This is a genomic window from Rhodococcus sp. H-CA8f (assembly GCF_002501585.1).
GTDB classification, from domain to species: domain Bacteria; phylum Actinomycetota; class Actinomycetes; order Mycobacteriales; family Mycobacteriaceae; genus Rhodococcus_F; species Rhodococcus_F erythropolis.
This window is the reverse complement of sequence record NZ_CP023720.1, coordinates 2,600,865-2,622,458: the sequence shown is the minus strand read 5'-3', so window position 1 is coordinate 2,622,458 and position 21,594 is coordinate 2,600,865. Positions and strand designations below refer to the sequence as shown.

Genomic DNA, 21,594 nt, shown 5'->3' with positions numbered 1-21,594 from the left:
GAGAAGAGGTGAGACCGGTCGACCCGCAGATCGCCTGGACACCACATACGGTCGACCTCGATCGTGAAGAATTCGCGAGTCGACTCCACGAGGCACTGGCCGTGTACGTCACTGCGATGGACTATCCGCGAGGAACCGAGTTCCATCGCGCACCGATGTGGCAGGAGCACGCGAACCGGCCTGGCTGGAAAGCCGTCGGCGCATTGGCGGTTCCCCAGCAACCGTCACACGAAAATCTGCCGCTGGTGGGGATCGCTTACGGGTATCGCGGGAGCCCGGACCAGTGGTGGCATCAACAGGTACTGCACGGGCTTCGGCGCTCGGGTCGCCCTCAGAGCGAGATCGACGCGATTCTGAGCGACTACTTCGAACTCACCGAACTCCACGTGCATCCGAACGGTCAAGGTCACCGATTGGGCGAATCGCTCTTGCGCCACCTCCTCCTCGATCGAACCGAACGCAGCGTTCTGTTGTCGACACCTGAGGTGTTCGACGAGGACAACCGAGCCTGGCGGCTGTACCGCCGTCTCGGATTTCGCGACGTACTCCGCAGATTTCGTTTTGCCGGCGACAACCGACCGTTCGCAGTCCTCGGCCGTGGACTGCCGCTGTGAGCGCATTTCTCGACGCCGTCGTCGTCGGTTCCGGACACAACGCGCTCGTTTCGGCCGCGTATCTCGCACGTGATGGTTGGTCGGTCGAGGTTCTCGAGAAGGACACGGTTCTCGGCGGTGCCGTCTCGACCGTCGAGCGATTTCCCGGATACAAGGTGGACCGGGGGTCGTCTGCGCACCTCATGATCCGACACAGCGGCATCATCGAGGAACTCGGACTCGGCGCGCACGGCCTTCGCTACATCGACTGTGACCCGTGGGCGTTCGCTCCGCCCGCCCCTGGCACCGACGGGCCGGGCATCGTGTTTCATCGCGACCTCGATGCAACCTGCCGGTCCATCGAACGAGCTTGCGGGACAAAGGACGCCGACGCGTACCGGCGGTTCGTCGCGGTGTGGTCGGAGCGCAGCCGACACGTGATGAGGGCATTTTCCACACCGCCCACCGGATCGAACCTGATCGGTGCGTTCGGAGGACTGGCCACAGCGCGCGGCAACAGCGAACTGTCGCGGCAGTTCCTCGCGCCTGGCGACGCACTACTGGACGAGTATTTCGACAGTGAGGCGCTCAAGGCAGCGTTGGCGTGGTTCGGCGCCCAGTCCGGGCCTCCGATGTCGGAACCGGGAACCGCTCCGATGGTCGGCTTCGCGGCCCTCATGCACGTCCTGCCGCCCGGGCGAGCAGTCGGAGGGAGCGGCGCACTGAGTGCTGCGTTGGCCTCCCGGATGGCTGTCGACGGCGCCACCGTCGCGCTCGGTGACGGCGTGACGTCGATCCGCCGGAACTCGAATCACTGGACCGTCACAACCGAGAGCGGTCGAGAAGTTCACGCTCGCAAGGTAATCGCGGGTTGCCACATCCTCACGACACTCGATCTCCTGGGCAACGGAGGCTTCGACCGAACCACGCTCGATCACTGGAGGCGGAAGATCAGGGTCGGCCCCGGCATCGGCGCTGTATTGCGACTGGCGACATCTGCGCTCCCTTCCTACCGCGGCGACGCCACCACACGGGAAAGTACCTCGGGATTGCAATTACTCGTTTCCGATCGCGCCCACTTGCGCACTGCACACGGCGCAGCACTGGCAGGGGAACTGCCTCCTCGCCCTGCGGTTCTCGGAATGAGTTTCAGCGGAATCGATCCCACGATCGCCCCGGCCGGGCGGCATCAGGTGACACTGTGGTCGCAGTGGCAGCCGTATCGTCTCAGCGGACATCGCGATTGGGCGTCGGTCGCCGAGGCCGAGGCCGACCGGATCGTCGGCGAGATGGAGGCTTTTGCACCCGGATTCGCCGATTCCGTCCTCGACCGCTTCATTCAGACTCCCCGCGACATCGAGTCGGAATTGGGGATGATCGGCGGAAATGTCATGCACGTCGAGATGTCACTCGATCAGATGATGTTGTGGCGACCGCTTCCCGAACTGTCCGGCCATCGCGTTCCGGGAGCAGACGGGTTGTATCTGACCGGAGCCTCGACGCATCCCGGTGGTGGTGTGTCCGGAGCCAGTGGTCGCAGTGCCGCTCGAATCGCACTGTCCGACGGCCGCCGGGGTAAAGCGAGTCAGTGGCTGCGTCGTTCGAGCAGGTCGTGAAGGTCACCCGCCGAACTTCACCCGCCGACACGCCCCCGCCTCGATGACTGGCTACGCCACGGCTGGCACGATGACCACTGTGCAACAGTCCACCGATCCCGCCGCCAAGCCGACCAGTCGGAAACGTTTCCTGACGGTTGCCGCGCTCGCCCTCATGCTTGTTCCCTTGCTTGCCGGGTGCATCCGCGTGCAGGTGTCGATGGGAGTGTCCGCGAACGATCGTGTGACCGGACAGGTGGTAGCTGCCGCTATTCCGGCGAACGAGGCGGACAAGGGTCCGCAGCTGACCCCGCCTTCCTCGCTGGATGACAAGATACGGGTTCAGGAATACAAGAAGGACGGATACGTCGGCAGCCAGGCGTTCTTCAGCGACTTGTCCTTCGGTGACGTCGCCCAACTGGGCTCGATGTATGCCGAGGGATCCGGGTCGTTCCAGATCACCCTCAAGCGATCCGGGGACACCGTCACGCTCGACGGCAAGGCAGACCTGAAGACGGTTCCGACTCAGGGCGCCGACGTCCAGGTCAGCATCGCCTTCCCGGCACGGGTCGGCACGACCAACGGAACACGAGACGGCGATTCCCGGGTTTCGTGGACTTTGCCCGCCGGCGAGGTGTCGACAATGCGCGCCGAGGTCAACTACGCGGACCCCAGCACCCGAAGCTTCGCCGGGTGGGCAGGAATCATGGCCGGACTGGCGCTCGGTGTCGCGATTATCGTCGGTGCAATGGCCTGGATGGCGCGCAATCGAGCACCGATCAAGCGCGCGCCCGCCGCGAAAGCACCGGCCATGAAGACGCCTGTCACGAAATCACCTGGCAGCAAGCAAGCTGACAACAGGAATCCGAAAAACACCACGAAGTAGCGCCTGACGATTGCCCCCTCGATAGGTGTCGAGCGGGGCAACCGGGATCAGACGGCTTGTGCTGTCCCGACAGAGGTGTCGGGGGTGAGACCGAGTCGCTCGAGGACCTCACTGGTGGCGCGCGCGAAGTTCAACGTGATGAAGTGCAGGCACGGAGCGCCTTCGGCGATCAACCGCTCTCCCATCTCGGTGGCCAGATCGATGCCGAGTTTGCGGACCGCTGCACGGTTCTCGTCCGGACCGCTTCCGGCCGCGGCGTCGAATCGGCGTTCGAGGGCGGGAGGCAACGACGAGCCCGAGAGCTCGAGCATGCGCCTCACCGAGCGCAGCGACGTCACCGGCATGATCTCCGGGATGATCGGCTTGGCGCCCTGTTCTGCGTCGTATGCACTCACCCGGTCACGGAGACGGAGGTAGTCCTCCACGTCGAAAAACATCTGCGTGATCGAGTACTCGGCGCCGGCACGCAACTTCGACACCAGGTACTTCGTGTCGTACGCCAAGTCCGGAGCGCGGTAATGCCCCTCGGGGAACGACGCGACGCCGACGTGGAAGTCGCCCAGGTCACGGACCATCCGCACGAGTTCCTCGGCGTACTCGACGCCTTCGGGATGCTTCTTCCACTCGCCGAGCGGATCGCCGGGCGGATCGCCGCGCAACACGAGGATGTTGCTGATGCCACGGTCGGCGTATGCACCGACCATGGCGCGAAGTTCTTCGGTGCTGTGCGAGACGGCAGTCAGGTGAGCAACCGGCAGCAGGGTCGTCTCCTCGGCCAATTCGCCGGTGACGCGCACCGTACGATCGCGCGTCGAGCCACCTGCGCCGTAAGTCATCGAGACGAACGCCGGTCCGAGCCGCTCGAAGGTACGCACCGCACGCCACAGGCGCGCTTCGGCGTCAGCGTCGCGCGGCGGCGAAAACTCGACCGAGAACGGAATACGGCTACCTGTCGAGGAAGCGATCCGATCGACGATCGACGGTGTTCGGGTGGCCCACCCCTCGCTGGAGCGGCCCCTGACTGGATCGAATGTCACCGGTCAAGCATATGTTTTCCAGCTGCAAACAAGCTCATCGCCCAGGACTGCGTATCCCGAATGTCAGGATCACGCAGTTCACGGCCCGAACCCCCGTTGATTCCAACCCCCACTAAGCTGGGCCCCAAGCTCGCTTCCGTGTAACCCTCCGGCGCGAGAACATACCGATCTTGGAGGCCACCCTGTCCGCAGGAACCGCGCGCGTTGGACAGAGTTCGACCAACACCGCACCGCATCCGACCTCACTCGAACTGCCAGGCATGTTCGAAGGAGCGCTCCGCGACTTCTTCGATTCACGCCGCGAACTCGTCTCGAACATCGGCGGTGGATACGAGAAAGCCGTCAGCACCCTCGAAGCCTTCGTCCTGCGCGGAGGAAAGCGCGTCCGGCCCTCGTTCGCCTGGACGGGATGGCTCGGCGCCGGAGGCGACCCGAACGGGAGCGACGCGGAGGCGGTGATTCGTGCATGCGCGGCCCTCGAACTGGTGCAGGCCTGCGCGCTCGTCCACGACGACATCATCGACGCATCAACGACCAGGCGCGGCTTCCCGACCGTTCACGTCGAATTCGAGGACCAGCACCGAGGCGAGGAGTGGAGCGGCGACTCCGCGCACTTCGGCGAGGCCGTCGCCATTCTTCTCGGCGACCTGGCCTTGGCCTGGGCTGACGACATGATCCGAGAATCCGGGATCAGCCCCGACGCGGCCGCACGAGTGAGCCCGGTCTGGTCGGCAATGCGCACCGAGGTGCTCGGTGGCCAATTCCTCGACATCAGCAACGAAGCCCGCGGAGACGAGACCGTCGAGGCAGCCATGCGGGTCAACCGTTACAAAACCGCCGCGTACACGATCGAACGCCCGCTGCACCTCGGCGCCGCACTGTTCGGTGCAGACGCCGAGTTGATCGATGCCTACCGGACGTTCGGCACCGACATCGGGATTGCCTTCCAACTTCGCGACGACCTGCTCGGTGTCTTCGGAGATCCGTCCGTCACGGGCAAACCGTCGGGCGACGATCTCATCGCCGGCAAGCGGACTGTCCTGTTCGCGATGGCGCTTGCCCGCGCCGACGCCGCAGATCCGGCGGCAGCAGAACTGCTCCGCAACGGAATCGGCACCCAGTTGACCGACAACGAAGTCGACACTCTGCGTCAGGTGATCACCGATCTTGGCGCCGTCACCGACGTCGAAACGCAGATCGACACCCTCGTCGAGGCAGCTGCGAACGCCCTCGACTCGAGCACGGCAACGGCAGAGTCCAAGGCTCGCCTGACCGATATGGCGATCGCGGCCACGAAGCGAAGCTACTGACCGTGACAGACGTGCACCGCACTCGAACCGTCAGCTCGCCGACCGATCGAGTCGTGATCGTCGGCGCGGGACTTGCCGGACTGTCTGCGGGGTTGTATCTGCGTGGCGCCGGCCGCGACGTCACGATCCTCGAGAGCAACGGCTCGGTCGGCGGGCGAGTCGGTGTCTACCAGGGCAGTGACTACAGCATCGACAACGGCGCAACGGTGCTCACGATGCCCGAACTCGTCGAAGACGCTCTTGCGGCCGTCGGCGCCGACCCCGACTCGACAAACCCCAAATTCGTTGTGCACAAGCTCGATCCGACGTACCACGCGCGATTCGCAGACGGCACCGCTCTCGATGTTCACGCCGACCCCGAAGACATGGCTGCCGAAGTCTCCCGTGTCTGCGGGCCGGAAGAAGCGCAGCGATACCGTGCGTTGCGGCGATGGCTGAACCGCATCTTCGACGCGGAATTCGACCGCTTCATGGACGCCGACTTCGATTCTCCCCTCGGACTGGTCAATTCGCGTGAAGCAGTCAAGGATCTGAGCCGACTCGTCGCACTGGGAGGATTCGGGAAACTGGGCGGGCAGGTGGATCGCAAGATCCGCGACCCTCGCCTCCGGCGGATCTTCACTTTCCAAGCGCTGTATGCGGGAGTTGCTCCGTCTCGAGCCCTCGCGGTGTACGGGGCGATCGCTCACATGGACACCTCACTGGGCGTCTACTTTCCCGAGGGCGGGATGCGCACGATCGCCGAGTCGATGGCCGACGCTTTCACCGAGGCCGGCGGAATTCTGCATCTCGGCCGCACGGTCGAACGACTCGAGGCGAGCGACCGTCGCGTGCGTGCCGTACACACACGCGACGGTGAGAGCTACGACTGTGATGTCGCAGTCCTCACCCCCGACATGGCCGTCACGGACTCCCTCTTGCGCCCGCATACGCGATTGCGCCCGCGACCGGTGCGTACATCGCCGTCCGCGGTCGTGATTCACGGCACTGTTTCTTCAGCCGTCGCCGACGGATGGCCCGCGCAGCGACACCACATGATCGACTTCGGCGAGGCGTGGAAGCGCACCTTCGCCGAGATCACGGCACGCCGCGGCCGCGGGCAATTGATGAGTGATCCGTCACTGCTCGTCACCCGACCGGCGCAGACCGACCCGAGCCTGGCCTTCTCGCGAGACGGCCGGATCCGTGAACCGCTGTCAGTCCTCGCGCCGTGCCCGAATCTGGACAGTGCGCCGCTCGACTGGGCAGTTCTCGGCCCGGCCTACGTGCGTGAAATCATCCTCACGCTGCAAGAACGTGGCTATACGGGACTGGTCGAGGGGTTCGATATCGATCACGTCGACACCCCGCAGACCTGGCTCGAGAAGGGCATGGCCGCGGGTAGCCCGTTCGCGGCGGCACACACCTTCACCCAGACGGGGCCGTTCCGACGCAAGAACCTCGCCCGCGGCTTCGACAACGTCGTTCTCGCCGGATCGGGAACCGTTCCGGGGGTGGGAGTACCGACCGTTCTGCTGTCCGGCCGGCTCGCCGCCGAACGTATTACCGGTACACGCGAGCGAGCCAGCGCGGTGGGCACTCGTGCGAGCAACTAAACTAGCCCCTCGTAACCGACCATTCATCCACGATTCACCGACTCGGGCGCTGCATGCGCCGATCGACACCGATCTCCTCGGGGGAGGAACCTGCACCGATGACGTCCTCTGCCGCAGCCACTGAAAGACCGTGGCACCTAAGGGCCGCCAATTTCCTTCGGACTCCCGAAGGTCACAGTGCACTGCTCGGTTTCTTCGGCGCAGTCATGATCACGTTCGGCGGATTCGGTGCCGGTAGCGTCCGGCGCCAAGATCCGCTGCTCGAGTCGATGCATCTGTCCTGGCTCCGTTTCGGACACGGATCGATTCTGTCGGCGGCCATCGTCTGGATCGGTGTCCTGTGCATGATCGCTGCCTGGGTTCGACTGGGCCGCTCGACTCTGCGCGGTGACGTCTCGTTGCGCGGCCTGCGCTACGTCGTCCCGGTCTGGACGTTTCCGCTGCTGTTCGCGGTGCCCATGTTCAGCCGTGACGCCTACTCCTACCTGGCACAGGGCGCCTTGTTACGCAACGGCTTCGACCCGTATGCCGTCGGCCCCGTCGTCAATCCGGGAATCCTGCTCGACAACGTCTCCAACGTGTGGACGACGACAACTACCCCGTACGGCCCGGTTCACCTTCTCCTTGCCGACGCCATCGTTCGGCTGACCGGCGAGAACGTCATCGCCGGCACGATGCTGTTGCGGATCACGATGCTGCCCGGACTCGCCCTGATGATGTGGGCCGTTCCCCATCTCGCGACGAAGCTCGGCGGAAACACCTCGATCGCCCTGTGGCTCGCAGTACTCAATCCCCTCGTCCTGATCCACCTGATCGGCGGCGTTCACAACGAGATGCTCATGGTCGGCCTCATGGCCGCGGGCATTGCGCTCGCTCTCGAACGCAAGCACCTGTTCGGAATTGGGCTGATCGCACTCGCCGTCGCGATCAAGGCAACCGCGGGCGTCGCACTTCCCTTCATCGTCTGGATCTGGATGATCCACGAACGGGAGGACGCGGCCGCGGCCGGGCGAGAACCGGCGTCACCGATCCGATCGTTCGTCAAAACGGCCGGTGCAGGTTTCGCGGTATTCGTGGCGGTACTCGGATCCACCTCACTGATCGCCGGAGTCGGCCTCGGCTGGACGACCGCACTCTCGGGTTCGGCAAAGATCATCAACTGGCTCTCGCTGCCCACGATCGTGGCGCACATCGGAACCATGGCCACCTCCTGGTTCGCCGGTGACCATTTCAACGACATCCTCGAAGTCTCCCGGACCATCTCGGCGGTTGTGTTGATCGCGATCATCGCCGTCGTGTGGTGGCGCTACCGCAAGACCGAGCGCGACGCCGTCATGGGCATCGTGATCGTGATGGTCGCCATCGTCGTTCTGTCCCCCGCAGCACTCCCCTGGTACTACTCCTGGCCGCTGGCAGTAGCGGCCGGTTTCGCAATGTCGCCGACGACTCTCGCCGTACTGACAGGGCTGTCCACCTGGCTGATGCTGGTGTTCCAGCCTGACGGATCGATCGGCCTCTACACCTTCCCGCATGTGGCTCTGGCCATCGTCGCTGCCGTGATCGCGGCTATGTCCTTGCAGACGGAAGATCCACTCAGACTTCGTGGACGCAAACACGAGAAACCGATCGAAATGACGTCAGCCGCCTCGGCGCCCTCGACGTCAGAATCTGCGTGATCCGCGTGTCATGAACGCATTGTCTGCGTCCTATGAATTCTGCGAGGACGTGACGAGGGAACACGGCCGAACGTACTTTCTGGCCACTCGGTTGCTGCCCGAGCCTCGACGCCGCGCAGTTCACGCTCTCTACGCATTTGCTCGCGTCGTCGACGACGTCGTGGACGAACCCTCGGGTCCGCATGAACGAGGCACGGTGCTTGCCGACGTCGAACGTGCAGCCGTCACCGCACTCGACAACCCCACTGCGACAGGTGGCTTCCCGTCGACGGTTCCCCTCGACCTCACACGCGTACTCCCTGCCTTCGCCGATGCTGTGAAGACGTTCGACATTCCGCGTGCATACTTCGACGCCTTCTTCGAGTCCATGCGGATGGACGCCCCCGACACGGCGAAGTTTCGACCCGTCTACAACACGATGGACGAACTCAGCGAGTACATGTACGGCTCCGCCGTCGTCATCGGTTTGCAGATGCTCCCGATTCTCGGAGTGAGCGTTCCGCAGCAGGAAGCTGTAGTGCCCGCGTCGAATCTCGGTGAGGCGTTTCAGCTGACCAACTTCATCCGCGACGTCGGTGAAGACCTCGACCGGGGACGTCTGTATCTCCCGGCGGGCGAGTTCGCCGCATTCGGGGTCGACATCGAGATGCTCGAGCACGGGCGCAGAACCGGAACGGTGGACGTTCGGGTCAAGCGCGCGCTGGCACACTTCATTGCCGTGACGCGGGGGCGGTATCGGTCTGCCGAATCCGGCATCCCGATGCTCGATCGGCGGGTCCAGCCGTCGATCCGCACGGCTTTCGTGTTGTACGGAGCAATTCTCGACCAGGTCGAGCGCGCCGACTTCCGGATACTGCATCGACGAGTGTCCGTTCCCGGACGCACGCGACTTCGAGTCGCTGCGCCGGGTCTGGTCCGGTCGGCAACCTACGCGGCGAAAAACCGCATGAGGTGAGTTGTCAGAAGGCCGGCATCTCAGAAAGCCATGGCCTGTGCGCGGCGGATGACCTCACGCGCGAGATCACCATGCAGTGCGTCCACCGGGCGCCCCGGCAGGGAATCGTCAGCCAGGAACAACCAGCGGAGGATTTCGATATCGGTGTAGCCGCCGTCGTGCAGCACCGCCAGCAGACCGGGCAACCACTTGACGATCTGGCCGTCCTCGCCGAAGAACACTTCGGGGACACCGAGAACGCCATGCCGCTTGACTGCGATGATCTTGTGATCGCGAAGCAACTGGTGAACCTTGCTCACCGGCAACCCGACGTTCTTCGCCACATCCACCAGCTGGAACAGGGAAACCGAAGAATCCAGGACATCATCACAATAAGGAATCGCGCTCACCGCGAGAAGTTTATCCGGTCCGGCGAGCCCGCTGTGTACCGCCCGCTGCAGTGCTCGAAACCGCCGCTCCGCTTGGGTCACAGCGCTCTGTGACGTTCTCGAGACTTCCGCGTCGGTATCGCTGGCTACGATGGACGGGATGCGGCGTATCAGTAACCGAGATTTCGCGAACCGGGATCTCGTGAACTGGGATTTCGTGGTGACCGCGAATCGGCGCCCGTACGGCGGGGGCCACACTTACATGCTGACAGCTACCGCCCAGAGCACAACCACACAGATCGCAAGCACGGAGGAATAGTCATTACGGAGGTCGAGGGTTGATCGGCGAAATGCTCGAGCGCCGCTATCGAGTGGACGCACCGATCGCGCGCGGCGGTATGTCGACCGTGTATCGAGGCCTCGATACACGGTTGGATCGACCTGTCGCGATCAAGGTGATGGACCCGCAGTTTGCCGGCGATCCGGCGTTCCTGACTCGTTTCGAGTTCGAGGCCCGGGCCGTGGCCAGACTCAAGCATCCGTCCCTTGTGGCCGTCTACGACCAGGGCAGCGATCGCAATCACGTGTTCCTCGTGATGGAACTCGTCGACGGTGGAACTTTGCGCGAACTCCTTCGTGAGCGCGGACCGATGCCGCCTCACGCCGTCGCTGCAGTCGTGGCACCTGTCCTGGACGCGTTGGCGGTGGCGCATCGAGCGGGACTGGTTCACCGTGACGTCAAACCCGAGAACATCTTGATCTCGGACACCGGCGAAGTGAAGATCGCCGACTTCGGATTGGTGCGTGCAGCCGCGGCAGCAACCACCACCTCCAACAGCGTGATCCTCGGCACCGCAGCCTATCTGTCGCCGGAACAGGTGACGTCAGGAATTGCCGACACTCGAAGCGACGTCTACTCGACCGGCGTGTTGATGTTCGAACTTCTCACCGGTACAACACCGTTCACCGGTGATACGTCACTCTCCATCGCCTACCAACGCATCCACGACGATGTCCCGCGCCCCGGTTCACGCATCCCCGGTGTACCGGCGCAGTTCGATCGCCTGGTTGCCGAAGCCACTCACCGCGAGCCGGCACATCGTTTCGCCGACGCTGGTGAGATGGCAGCTGCACTTCGCAGTGTGAGCGAGCAACTGGAACTTCCGTCATACCGCGTTCCTGCTCCGCGTCGAAGCGCCCAGCACCAGAGCGCGCAGGTTGCCCCGGCTCGGCCACAACCGGCGCCTGCGCCCCCGACGGATGTACACCCGAACTCTGCTGCGCGCCCGAACCCTGGTGCCACGACGGTATTGGCGTCCGGCGTGGCCCCGGCTGCGGCAGCCACCACGGCGCTCGGCACGGGCTCTCCTCCCCCCGGCGGCATTCAGCACACTCGCGCGGTCACCGCACAAACTGCTCGTCCGGCGACGGTCGACGGCGACTCGGATTTCGACGACGGTTCCGATTTCGGCGACGACCAACTGGGACCTGACGATCCGCACGCTCATTTTGTCGAAGCACGACGCAAGTCTCGACGAGCCACCCTGATCTGGCTGCTCGTCATCGCGGTCCTCGCGCTTGCGTTGGGCTTCGGCGGATGGTGGATGGGCTCGGGCCGCTATACAGCTGTTCCCTCGATCGACGGGCTGACCAAGGACACTGCGGTCACCGCTCTGCAGGACGCCGGGCTCTCCCCCGACGTCCAGGGTCAGTACTCCGACGCCCAACCCATCGACACGGTGATCGGGACAGACCCGGCCTCCGGCTCCAGGGTTACCAAAGGCTCGACCGTCGCGCTGCTGACTTCGCTCGGGCGTCCGACTGTTCCGCCCATTCCGGCCGGCGGCGACGTCTCGGCCCTGGGCGCACAACTCGCCGACCGCACTCTCGTCGCGGTCGACGGCGGGGACACATTCAGCTCCAAGATCCCGATCGGCGGCGTGGCGGCGCTCGACCCGGCGCCGGGAACCGAGGTTGCCGTGGGCTCCTCGGTCAAGGTCATCACGTCCAAAGGGTCACCGCCCGTTGACATTCCCGATGTGAAGGGCATGTCCGAGAACGCTGCGCGCGCCGCCCTCGACAAGGTAGGTATCTCCGTCAGCACCACCAGAACAACGTTCGACGACGCCGTCGAGGGCGGTAGCGTGATCGGCACAGATCCTGCAGTCGGGTCCTCCGTCAACGCCGGCACCTCCGTTGTTCTCCTCATCTCCGACTCCGTCAAGGTTCCCTCGCTGATCGGCCGCTCCGTGTCCTCAGCACGCGAAGAACTCGGCCGCCTCGGCCTCGAGATCACCGTGCGTCAGCTCACCCAGAACGACAGCTCGGTCATCATCAGCCAGAGCGTCAAGAACGACCTCGTTGCCAAGGGCACCGACATCAGCGTCGTCGCAATTCCCTGACAGTCCGCTTCGGCCTAGTCTGAATTCATGGCCACGTGGGAACCCGAGAGCATAGGGATACTCGACTTGCCGTCGGGGAGATCGATTCGGGGTCGAGGACTCCGCAATCCACTTCCTTCCGGGCCTCTCCCCACCTTCGGTGTCTATCTGACCGGTAAAGAACCTCCCGCCACCGAGTGGGATTCGGTGTGGGTCCGCTGGCGAGATTTCTGGTTGCCGAGCGATTCCGACGCGCTGCGCAGCGCCTTGCACGAAGTTTGGGTGCGTTCGGAAACCGAAAGAGTCGAGATCGCGTGCGGTGGCGGATTCGGCCGCACCGGAACAGCTTTGGCCGCTCTTGCCATTATGGACGGAGTGCCGAGTGAGGACGCCACCGCGTACGTTCGCGCACGCTACTCACCTCGCGCCGTCGAAATGCCCTGGCAGCGCCGATTCGTCACACGATTCACGAAATAGCGAACGCCCCCACCGGCGCGAGCGGGTGAGGGCGTTTGCCGAAAATCAGTGCCAGTGCGAATCAGCTTCGGCGAAGCAGGGTTTCAGCCTCGCAGCATCTCGGCCACGAGGAACGCGAGCTCCAACGACTGTTGGGTGTTCAATCGGGGGTCGCACGCCGTCTCGTAGCGACCACCGAGATCGAGATCTGAGATGTCCTGCGCGCCGCCGAGGCACTCGGTGACGTTCTCACCGGTCAGCTCGACGTGGATACCACCCGGATGCGTACCGAGGCCGTTGTGGACCTCGAAGAAGCCCTGAACCTCGTCGACGATGCGATCGAAGTGGCGCGTCTTGTACCCGGTGGAGGCTTCGTGGGTGTTGCCGTGCATCGGATCGCACTGCCAGATGACCTGGTGGCCGGTGGCCTGGACCTTCTCGATGATCGCCGGCAGCAGGTCGCGGACCTTGCCGTTGCCCATGCGCGAGATCAGAGTCAGTCGACCCGGCTTGTTGGTGGGGTCGAGACGCTCGACATATTCCACCGCCATTTCCGGCGTGGTGCTCGGACCGATCTTGAGGCCGATCGGGTTGGAGACCAACTCGGCGAAGGCGATGTGCGCGCCGTCGAGCTGACGGGTGCGGTCACCGATCCAGAGGAAGTGGGCCGACAGGTCGTAGAGCTTGGGGTGGTCGCTGTCGTTGTCGAGACGCAGCATCGCGCGCTCGTAGTCCAGAACCAGGGCCTCGTGGCTGGCAAAGATCTGTGCCTGGTGCAGGCTCGGATCGGTGACGCCACACGCGTTCATGAACTGCAGGCCGCGGTCGATCTCGGCTGCCAGTTGCTCGTAACGTGCGCCCGCGGGCGAAGCTGCGACGAACTCGCGGTTCCAGTCGTGCACCTTGTGCAAATCGGCCATACCGGCGCCGGTGAGCGCGCGAACCAGGTTCATCGCGGCGCTGGCGTTGGCGTATGCGCGCACCAGACGCGAAGGATCGTGCGCACGGACTGCCTCGTCGGCGACGAGCGAATTGATCATGTCGCCGCGGTACGACTTGAGCCCCAGCGAGTCGATGTCGGCAGAACGCGGCTTGGCGTACTGGCCGGCGATGCGAGCAACCTTGACGACAGGCATCGAGGAACCGTAGGTGAGCACGACGGCCATCTGCAGCAACGTGCGGATGTTTCCCTTGATGTGCGGCTCGGTGTTGTCCGCAAATGTCTCGGCGCAGTCACCGCCCTGGAGCAGGAATGCTTCACCACGCGCGACCTGCGCGAGACGCTCTTGCAGCGCCTCGACCTCGCTGGCCACCGTGATGGGAGGCACGCTCTCGAGCACAGTCCGCATGGCGGCCGCCTGGTCAGCGGGCCACGAGGGCTGCTGAGCAGCGGGCTTCGCGAGTGCCTCGTCGAGCTGCTTACGCAGTCCGGCAGGCAGCGGCGGGAGTTCGGGCAAGCGGTCGATCGGCACGTCGACAGTCCAGTTCACCTCTACAGGATATTCGCTCGCCCGTCGGCGCGTCACACAGGCTCTCGATCGCAGCCCAATCGGGACACTTCTCGCGCACCGAAACCTGAGTCAGCGAAGTGAACGTGCTGCCGAAATCGCGTCGAACTTCACGAGGTTGTGCCTGGCGTCGGCAAGTGCGTCGTGTGCGTCGGCGGGCGCTGACGGGAGGGCAGGACTGCCGTTGTCTTCCCAGAACTGTCGGAGTTCGCGGGTGTACCGCGGCATCGACTGCGGTAGTTCGGTCATATCGCCCCACAACTGGCACAGCGCGACGTGGTCGTATGCGGCTACCCACGCCCAGAGCTCCGGAACGACCATCGGCCGCGGAACGAAGAATTTCAGAAGATCGTCGCGGATCTTCTCGCGTGATTTCCACAGCGGCGACGAAGGCTGCGGCAACTTCGGCAGCACGTTCTTGCGCACCCAACTACCGGCACGGGCGGGATCGAACTCCGTCGAGACCGCGTAATACTCTCGGCCGTCCTCGCAGACAACGCCGATGGACACGAGATCGATGGTTCGACCGTCTTCGATGAATTCACAGTCGTAGAAGTAGCGCACGTCCGAAAACTATGCCGCACGCGCAGGCTCTGGAGCCAATGCGCGTGCGGCAGGTGTGGGAAATCTCTAGCTGGCCTGTGCGTCCGGGAGCGAATCCTTGTCGGTCTTCGCGGACTCCTTCGACTCGGCCGAGACCACGAGATCAACAACCGACTCGCCGCCTTCCGCCGGAACATCGACGGCAGCTTCGGGTTTCGTGGGCGCCTGGTTCTTGAGGCTCGCCGCGTAGATGTCCACGTACTCCTGACCGGAGAGTTTCATCAGCTTGTACATCACTTCGTCGGTCACAGCCCGCTCGACGAAGCGGTTTCCGCCCATGCCTTCGAAGCGGGAGAAATCGATGGGTTCACCGACGATCACGGTGACCTTCGCGGGGCGCCACATCCGTGAGCCGATCGGATTCATCTTGTCGGTACCGACCATCGCAACCGGGATCACCTTGACGCCCGATTCGAGCGCGAGGCGCGCCATTCCGGTCTTGCCCTTGTAGAGACGACCGTCAGGCGAACGCGTTCCTTCGGGGTAGATACCCAGCAGACTGCCCGAACCGAGAACCTTGAGACCGGCGTTGAGCGCATCCTGCGCCGCGTCCGCGCCGGTTCGGTCGATGGGGACCTGCCCGACCGCGGTGAAGAACCACTTCTGGAAAGCGCCCTTCAGGCCGGAACCGGTGAAGTACTCGCTCTTGGCAAGGAAGGTGATGCGGCGGTTGACGCGAAGCGGAAGGTAGAACGAGTCCAGAACCGCCTGGTGATTGCTGGCCAGAATGGCCGCGCCGTCAGTCGGAATGTTCTCGTGACCTTTGACCGTCGGACGCCCGAGCAGCCAGAGAATCGGCCCCAGCAACACATACTTGAAGAGCCAATACCACACGGCGTCCCTCCCATTCACAGCTGAATTTCGCTGAGTACGACCTTACTGCCGACCGGTAACCCCCGCTACACACGCCCCTGGAGGATCGACCCGATCACAGTCCGGCAGACGTGGTTCCAGCGCCGTCGACCCCACCGAGATCCTGAGGCACTACCGAACGCGCCAATGCGGCGGCGCCCACCATGCCCGCAGCTTCGCCGAGTTGAGCCGAACGGATTCGTGCCAGCGGGCGGTGCTTCGCGCCGGTCAACAATGTCGCGTACTGCTCACGGGCGTCGTCGAGAAACAGTGGGGCAGAACTCGCGACGCCGCCGGCGATCACGACCAGATCGGGATCGTAGACGTCCCCGACCATCGCCAATCCGACGGCCAGCCAACGGGTGAACTCGGCAATGGTTGCCAGAGCGAGTGGGTCACCGTCCTGCGCGGCGTTGGCGATCCGGCGACCGGTGAGGGAACCCGGATCCACCGCTACTTCGCGCGCTAGAACCGTCGACGCAGCCGGGTCGGCGGCCAGCAGTTCGATTGCCGTGTCCACGAGCGCCGTTCCGCTGCAATAGCGCTCCCAACACCCACGCTTGCCACACGCACACTGACGCCCGCCTGGCACGACCTGGATGTGGCCGAGTTCGGGGGCGACGCCGTGACTGCCCCGGTACAGCTCACCGTTGATCAGCAGCGCGCCGCCGATTCCGGTCCCGATTGCCACCATCACGACATTGCGGCCACCTGCGGCCGCGCCGAATCGGTGCTCCGCGAACGCCGCTGCATTGGCGTCGTGCTCGAGAACGACCGGCAATCCGAGCCGCTTACTCAAGTCACTGCCCACCGGCGCGTCCACCCAGGGCAAGTGCGGCGCGAACCGAACCGAGCTTCGATCGGAGGTGATGAAGCCTGCGACCGCCAACCCCACGGCAGATACCTCGTGCCGGGTCACCAGTTCGCGTACGACGCGATCGAGGCCGTCTTCGAGAGCGCGTGCGGACTGCGGGGTCGGGGCTTGAATCATCTCGAGCACTTGTCCGTCGACGTCCACGACGGAGGCCCTGATGCTCGTTCCGCCGACGTCGATGCCGACCGTCAAGATGTCGTCCATGGTGGAGTCGGAGACCGCTTTCAAGCGGCGCGCGCTCATCGCGCCAATTCCCGCGCGAGCGGCGCCCGCTGGAGTGCGCACCCTGTATCGGTGCCTCGTGCGTCGGTGACCATTGTGTCGATTGTGCTCATCTCGGGCCGTCAGCTCTACCCGGGGTACTAAGTCAGTCCTTGACCGTCACGTTGATCGGGACAAATGCCGCCGTTCGAGTTCGCTCGGCACCTGGCGTCGTCGCTCCGCTGTCCGGTCCGCGATCCGGGCCGGACGGCCCCCCGAGAAACTCGTCGAGAATCTCGCGAAGCAATGCGAGGAACGCCGCTGCGTGACCCGCGAGAAACGCCAGTAGTTCGTGGTGCTCACCGCGAACCAGTGCAGCGAGAGCGCACACCGGGCACCAACTGCAGCCAGTGAACACCGGCTGCGTGTCCGCTGACGCCGAGTCACCCGCAACGTCGGCCGTCGCTGCTGCAGCCTTTTGCAAGACCGGTTCCAGGCGCGTCAGAACGGTATCCGCCAGCGCGCGAAATTCCGCGACGAGGCGCTCGTGCTCTTCGCTCATACTGGCCACACCGCGGGATCCGGGCTGAACCGGATGATCAGGTAACTGCCGTCCAACTCCGCCCCGTTCACGACACAACGACGCAGCACCGACGCCAAACGAACTCTGCGTCGTACGCCGTCTGCTCCCACCAGCACATCGTCCTCCACCCGGCCCAACGACAACGACGACGGATCCACGAGCGGAAGGTACATCCGCATCACGTACACCGAATCGACTCCGGCCCCCGACTCCAACGACACCACGATGTTGTCCGCGGTGTCGACAGCGTCGATTGTGTCGACGGTGTCCGAATCCGTGCCCGTTCCACCCTCGAACGTGGCCGCGATCTCGCCCAGAGCCGCCAACCCTACCGGTTCGGCGCAGGCGCGCTCGACCGTTGTGACGGACATTCCATCAGTCGATCCACGCAATTCGTCGACGACGAGTGCCTGTGACGCCCTGATCGAAGCGAGCCACTGCGCCGCCGGCGAATCGTCGACACCCTTCCCGGCCGACGAGTTGAACTGCGGGACAAGGTTGTTGACCATAATCCCGTCGACTCGCAATCCGGCCAGAGCCAGACCGGACAACGTCCGGCGAGTCGCCGCGGCCGACACGCCATCGGCCGACGTCACAACGCGCACGCTGGTGTTCTCCCGATCCGAGAGGTGAACGGCGATTCGATCCACCGACGCGAGCACGCGTTCGATGACGGACACGAGTAGCAACACTCGCATGTCCGAGCCCGTCACGGCGACCATCCGCCTGTGCCGCGGCCACAATCGCTCGAGATACTCCGACACCATCGACGGTGACCCGAGGATCCGCAGCGCTTCGGCTGCGGCCGGACAGTCCACGATCACGAGGTCGTAGTCACCGCTGCTCGAGATATCGACGATCTCGGAGAGTCCGAGTATGTCTTGGATCCCCAGGGATCCCGTCAACTCTTCCGGTTCCAACCCCTCGAACGACGAACCGTGTTCGTGATCTCCCGCTCCGAAATTTCCTGCAGCATCGATCAATCCCGACAGTCCTCGGAACTTTTCCTCGAGGAGCTCGGAAGTGTCGAGTTGCCGGACGTCGAGGCGCTCGGTGAGAGGTGTAGTCGTTCGCAGCGCCGGCACGCCCACGACATCCGCGAGAGAACCTGCCTGATCGATCGACACCAAAAGCACTCGTGCCCCGTCGGACGCAGCCGACACAGCCGTCGCCGAGGCAAGCGTCGTCGTGCCTGCTCCGCCTTTACCGACGAACAGTTGGACGCGAGATCTTTGCTCCGGCACTCAGCCCTCGACTCGCTTCTTCAGTTCTTTCAGAGCTGTGTCGGTAATGATCTTCTCGGCCTTGCGCTTGAAGAGACCGATCATCGGAATCGTCAGGTCGACCGTCAACTCGTAGGTGACAGAGGTGGTGCCGTTCGGGCCGGGCTCGAGTGTGTACGAACCGAATTGGGACTTCTGCATCTCACCCGAGATCAGCTCCCAGCTCACTGCCATCCCGTCCGGCGCCCACGAATACTGCAGTTCGTAGGTGTCCTTCACCATCCCCGCGTCGAGGACAAAACGCACTCGGTCCGCGCGGCCGCCCTGCCCCGGCGCCGTCACCTCGACGGACTTCGCCGCGGCCACCCATTCGGGGTACTGCGCGAAATCGGCGATGACGTCCATCACGGCGTCGGCAGGGGCGTCGATGCTGATCAACCCCTTGGTCTTCTCGGCCATACGACTGCGCTACCTTCCTTCGTCAAAAGTCCAGAACCTGCACAACGAGCACTACTTCGATTATCAGTCCGGTGCTACCCCGGCGGCACGTCCTGCTTCGAGTTCGCGCTTGAGCTGGAAGGACATGACCTTGCCGTCGACCCGACGCTTTCGGTTCATCCCGGCGAGGTCGAGGTTCGCCAGATCCGACGGTGATACGCCGACCGGTTCACAGTGCAGGAAGTAGTGCGCGATCGTCCCGTCCATGACCGGTTCGAGCCACACCTCCATGGTGCCGACCAGCTGACCGGACACTCCCCAACGGAATCCTGCGGGACCGCGATCTTCCCGGACTTCGAGCGCAAGATCACTGAACCAGCGACGCCACCGCGCGCGCGAGGACAACAGTTCGGCGACCCGCTCGGGCGGGGCGGCGATGAAAGTCTGGTCTGCGACCTGAATGCTGCTCACCGAAGTAGCTTCACATATCGCGTCGGCGAAGCGTCGAGGGGTGTCGCACCACTACATACCGGACAGACTGTAAGCCTGGCCACAACTGCGTCGGACATGCGACTACAGTAGGAGACGAAAACCCTACTCGTCAGTATTTCGCAGTGTCGGAGGTATTTCGTGCCTGAGTTCAGCGCACCCCAGACGTTCACCATTCCCGAGGATGCCTCCGCGGTCGACTCGGTCTTCGCCTTCGCGAAGACGAAGCCGGCGGCGGTTGTCTACAAGCGCAAAGTCGGAAATGCATGGGTCGATGTCACTGCAGGCGATTTCGCCGCCCAGGTGACTGCAGTCGCCAAGGGCCTCATCGCGATCGGCGTCAAGCAAGGCGACCGCGTCGGCCTCATGTCGGCGACGCGTTTCGAATGGCCGCTCGTCGACTACGCCATCTGGGCAGCCGGTGGCGTGACGGTTCCGATCTACGAAACCTCCGCAGCCGAGCAGGTTCGTTGGATTCTCGAGGACTCCGAAGCAATCGACCTCATCGTCGAGAACGACACTCACGCCGCGACCGTGAAGGACGTCGCCGCAGCCGCACCCGCGCTGCGCACGGTCTACCAGATCGATGCCGCGGCAGCCGGTAAGGGTGTCGTCGAGGAATTGACCGCACTGGGCGCCGACATCTCCGACGAGGACGTCCACGCCCGCGTCGCTGCACTGAAGGCCTCCGATCCCGCCACCCTCATCTACACCTCGGGCACCACTGGCCGGCCCAAGGGCTGCCAGCTGACGCACTCCAACCTCATTGCGGAGTCGAAGGGCATCCTCGACTCCAACCTCGGGACGCTGCTCAAGACTCCCGGCGTTCGCACCCTGATGTTCTTGCCGCTCGCGCACGTTCTCGCTCGCGCAGTCAGCATCGCGTCGTTCGATGCCGGTGCAGCGCTTGGACACACGAGCGACATCCCGAACCTCGTTCCGACGTTCGGCGAGTTCAAGCCCGACTTCATCCTCTCGGTGCCGCGCGTATTCGAGAAGGTCTACAACAGCGCACGCGCCAAGGCGCACGGTGACGGCAAGGGCAAGATCTTCGACGCGGCCGCAGACACCGCGGTCGCGTGGAGCGAGGCTCAGGACAAGGGCGGCGCGGGCATCGTTCTCAAGGCCAAGCACGCCCTCTTCGACAAGCTCGTGTACTCGAAGCTGCGCGCTGCACTCGGTGGACAGTGCCAGCTGGCCATTTCCGGTGGTGCACCCCTGGGCGCTCGACTCGGCCACTTCTTCCGCGGTATCGGCGTCACGATCTACGAGGGCTACGGACTGACAGAGACCACCGCAGCGTTCGCCGTCAACACCATCGGCGCACAGAAGGTCGGCTCTGTCGGAAAGCCGTTGGCCGGCAACTCCGTTCGCATTGCCGAAGACGGCGAAATCCTCCTCTCGGGACCGGTGGTCTTCACCGGCTACTGGCGCAACGAGAAGGCGACCGCCGAGTCGATCGAGAACGGCTGGTTCCACACCGGAGACCTGGGCACCGTCGACAAGGACGGCTACATCACGATCACCGGTCGCAAGAAGGAGATCATCGTCACGGCAGGCGGCAAGAACGTCTCCCCCGCTCAGCTCGAAGATTCCCTTCGCGCACACCCCCTGATCAGCCAGGCCATCGTGGTCGGCGACCAGAAGCCTTTCATCGGCGCTCTCATCACCATCGACGCCGAGGCACTTCCCGCCTGGAACGAGCGCAACAACAAGGCCGCGGGAACCACAGCTGCCGACCTGGTTTCGGACGGCGAACTGGTCGGTGAAATCCAGGACGCCATCGACGAGGCCAACAAGCTCGTCTCACACGCCGAGGCGATCAAGAAGTTCCGCATTCTTCCGGTCGACTTCTCCGAGGACACAGGCGAACTCACGCCCACGATGAAGCTCAAGCGCAACGTCGTGCACGAGAGCTTTGCCGCCGACATCGAAAAGATCTACGCCAAGTAGGTTTTCGGCAAGCAGCTT

Annotated in this window: 20 protein-coding genes; 10 read left to right on the top strand and 10 right to left on the bottom strand. The window is 64.1% G+C overall.

Annotated elements, in window-relative coordinates:
- Positions 1–8 precede the first annotated feature (8 nt).
- The 3 genes from CPI83_RS12435 to CPI83_RS12425 all read left to right on the top strand — a co-directional run bounded on the left by CPI83_RS12435 (position 9) and on the right by CPI83_RS12425 (position 3,074).
- Positions 9–614 (top strand): GNAT family N-acetyltransferase, encoded by a 606-nt coding sequence (locus CPI83_RS12435; RefSeq protein WP_020908081.1) that lies wholly within the window; start codon positions 9–11, stop codon positions 612–614.
- The gene (locus CPI83_RS12430) at positions 611–2,209 is read left to right on the top strand and encodes an NAD(P)/FAD-dependent oxidoreductase (protein WP_097387278.1); all 1,599 of its coding nucleotides are present in this window, start codon (positions 611–613) and stop codon (positions 2,207–2,209) included. Before CPI83_RS12435 ends, CPI83_RS12430 begins: the two co-directional genes overlap by 4 nt.
- Before the next feature lie 70 nt (positions 2,210–2,279).
- Entirely contained in the window at positions 2,280–3,074 is a 795-nt protein-coding gene (locus tag CPI83_RS12425; protein ID WP_232816916.1) for a DUF3153 domain-containing protein, read from the top strand.
- A gap of 47 nt (positions 3,075–3,121) precedes the next feature.
- On the opposite strand, the gene CPI83_RS12420 is transcribed toward CPI83_RS12425, so the two are convergent.
- The gene (locus tag CPI83_RS12420) at positions 3,122–4,111 is read right to left on the bottom strand and encodes a methylenetetrahydrofolate reductase (protein ID WP_097387277.1); all 990 of its coding nucleotides are present in this window, start codon (positions 4,109–4,111) and stop codon (positions 3,122–3,124) included.
- Between the two features lie 170 nt (positions 4,112–4,281).
- On the opposite strand from CPI83_RS12420, the gene CPI83_RS12415 reads away from it, so the two are divergent.
- The 4 genes from CPI83_RS12415 to CPI83_RS12400 all read left to right on the top strand — a co-directional run bounded on the left by CPI83_RS12415 (position 4,282) and on the right by CPI83_RS12400 (position 9,647).
- Positions 4,282–5,421 carry a polyprenyl synthetase family protein gene (locus CPI83_RS12415; protein ID WP_021344573.1) on the top strand — a complete coding sequence of 380 codons (1,140 nt, stop codon included), beginning with the start codon at positions 4,282–4,284 and terminating at the stop codon, positions 5,419–5,421.
- Positions 5,422–5,423: 2 nt separating this feature from the next.
- The gene (gene crtI / locus CPI83_RS12410) at positions 5,424–7,016 is read left to right on the top strand and encodes a phytoene desaturase family protein (RefSeq protein ID WP_097387276.1); all 1,593 of its coding nucleotides are present in this window, start codon (positions 5,424–5,426) and stop codon (positions 7,014–7,016) included.
- Positions 7,017–7,114: 98 nt separating this feature from the next.
- A complete protein-coding gene (locus tag CPI83_RS12405; RefSeq protein WP_020969867.1) occupies positions 7,115–8,692 on the top strand; it encodes an alpha-(1->6)-mannopyranosyltransferase A in 1,578 nt (525 codons plus the stop codon).
- A 10-nt stretch (positions 8,693–8,702) separates the two neighbouring features.
- Positions 8,703–9,647 (top strand): phytoene/squalene synthase family protein, encoded by a 945-nt coding sequence (locus CPI83_RS12400; RefSeq protein ID WP_020908087.1) that lies wholly within the window; start codon positions 8,703–8,705, stop codon positions 9,645–9,647.
- Between the two features lie 20 nt (positions 9,648–9,667).
- On the opposite strand, the gene CPI83_RS12395 is transcribed toward CPI83_RS12400, so the two are convergent.
- Positions 9,668–10,036: an Rv2175c family DNA-binding protein gene (locus tag CPI83_RS12395; protein WP_020969869.1), complete on the bottom strand. Its 369-nt coding sequence runs from the start codon at positions 10,034–10,036 to the stop codon at positions 9,668–9,670.
- Positions 10,037–10,353: 317 nt separating this feature from the next.
- On the opposite strand from CPI83_RS12395, the gene pknB reads away from it, so the two are divergent.
- On the top strand, positions 10,354–12,417 hold the full coding sequence (gene pknB / locus CPI83_RS12390; RefSeq protein ID WP_019748891.1) for a Stk1 family PASTA domain-containing Ser/Thr kinase: 2,064 nt from the start codon (positions 10,354–10,356) through the stop codon (positions 12,415–12,417).
- Between the two features lie 27 nt (positions 12,418–12,444).
- Positions 12,445–12,873 (top strand): protein-tyrosine phosphatase family protein, encoded by a 429-nt coding sequence (locus CPI83_RS12385; protein ID WP_097387275.1) that lies wholly within the window; start codon positions 12,445–12,447, stop codon positions 12,871–12,873.
- An 83-nt stretch (positions 12,874–12,956) separates the two neighbouring features.
- Here the strand turns inward: CPI83_RS12385 and CPI83_RS12380 are convergent, their stop codons facing one another.
- The 8 genes from CPI83_RS12380 to CPI83_RS12345 form a co-directional block, all read right to left on the bottom strand.
- Complete coding sequence (locus tag CPI83_RS12380) at positions 12,957–14,342, bottom strand: 3-deoxy-7-phosphoheptulonate synthase class II (RefSeq protein ID WP_007730070.1); 1,386 nt, start codon at positions 14,340–14,342, stop codon at positions 12,957–12,959.
- A gap of 90 nt (positions 14,343–14,432) precedes the next feature.
- Complete coding sequence (locus tag CPI83_RS12375) at positions 14,433–14,924, bottom strand: polyadenylate-specific 3'-exoribonuclease AS (protein WP_003941683.1); 492 nt, start codon at positions 14,922–14,924, stop codon at positions 14,433–14,435.
- A gap of 66 nt (positions 14,925–14,990) precedes the next feature.
- On the bottom strand, positions 14,991–15,797 hold the full coding sequence (locus CPI83_RS12370; RefSeq protein WP_020969874.1) for a lysophospholipid acyltransferase family protein: 807 nt from the start codon (positions 15,795–15,797) through the stop codon (positions 14,991–14,993).
- 94 nt (positions 15,798–15,891) lie between these two features.
- Positions 15,892–16,932 (bottom strand): ROK family protein, encoded by a 1,041-nt coding sequence (locus CPI83_RS12365; RefSeq protein WP_020969875.1) that lies wholly within the window; start codon positions 16,930–16,932, stop codon positions 15,892–15,894.
- 124 nt (positions 16,933–17,056) lie between these two features.
- Positions 17,057–17,452: a hypothetical protein gene (locus CPI83_RS12360; RefSeq protein ID WP_019748896.1), complete on the bottom strand. Its 396-nt coding sequence runs from the start codon at positions 17,450–17,452 to the stop codon at positions 17,057–17,059.
- A complete protein-coding gene (locus tag CPI83_RS12355) occupies positions 17,449–18,717 on the bottom strand; it encodes an ArsA-related P-loop ATPase (RefSeq protein WP_097387274.1) in 1,269 nt (422 codons plus the stop codon). The genes CPI83_RS12360 and CPI83_RS12355 overlap by 4 nt, the downstream gene beginning before the upstream one ends.
- Positions 18,718–19,155, bottom strand: a complete 438-nt coding sequence (locus CPI83_RS12350; protein WP_097387273.1) for an SRPBCC family protein — start codon at positions 19,153–19,155, stop codon at positions 18,718–18,720.
- A 63-nt stretch (positions 19,156–19,218) separates the two neighbouring features.
- The gene (locus tag CPI83_RS12345) at positions 19,219–19,605 is read right to left on the bottom strand and encodes a hypothetical protein (protein ID WP_019748899.1); all 387 of its coding nucleotides are present in this window, start codon (positions 19,603–19,605) and stop codon (positions 19,219–19,221) included.
- Positions 19,606–19,764: 159 nt separating this feature from the next.
- Between CPI83_RS12345 and CPI83_RS12340 the strand changes: the two genes are divergently transcribed.
- Positions 19,765–21,576, top strand: coding sequence for a long-chain fatty acid--CoA ligase (locus CPI83_RS12340; RefSeq protein WP_019748900.1), 1,812 nt, complete (start codon positions 19,765–19,767; stop codon positions 21,574–21,576).
- The last annotated feature ends 18 nt before the right edge of the window (positions 21,577–21,594 follow it).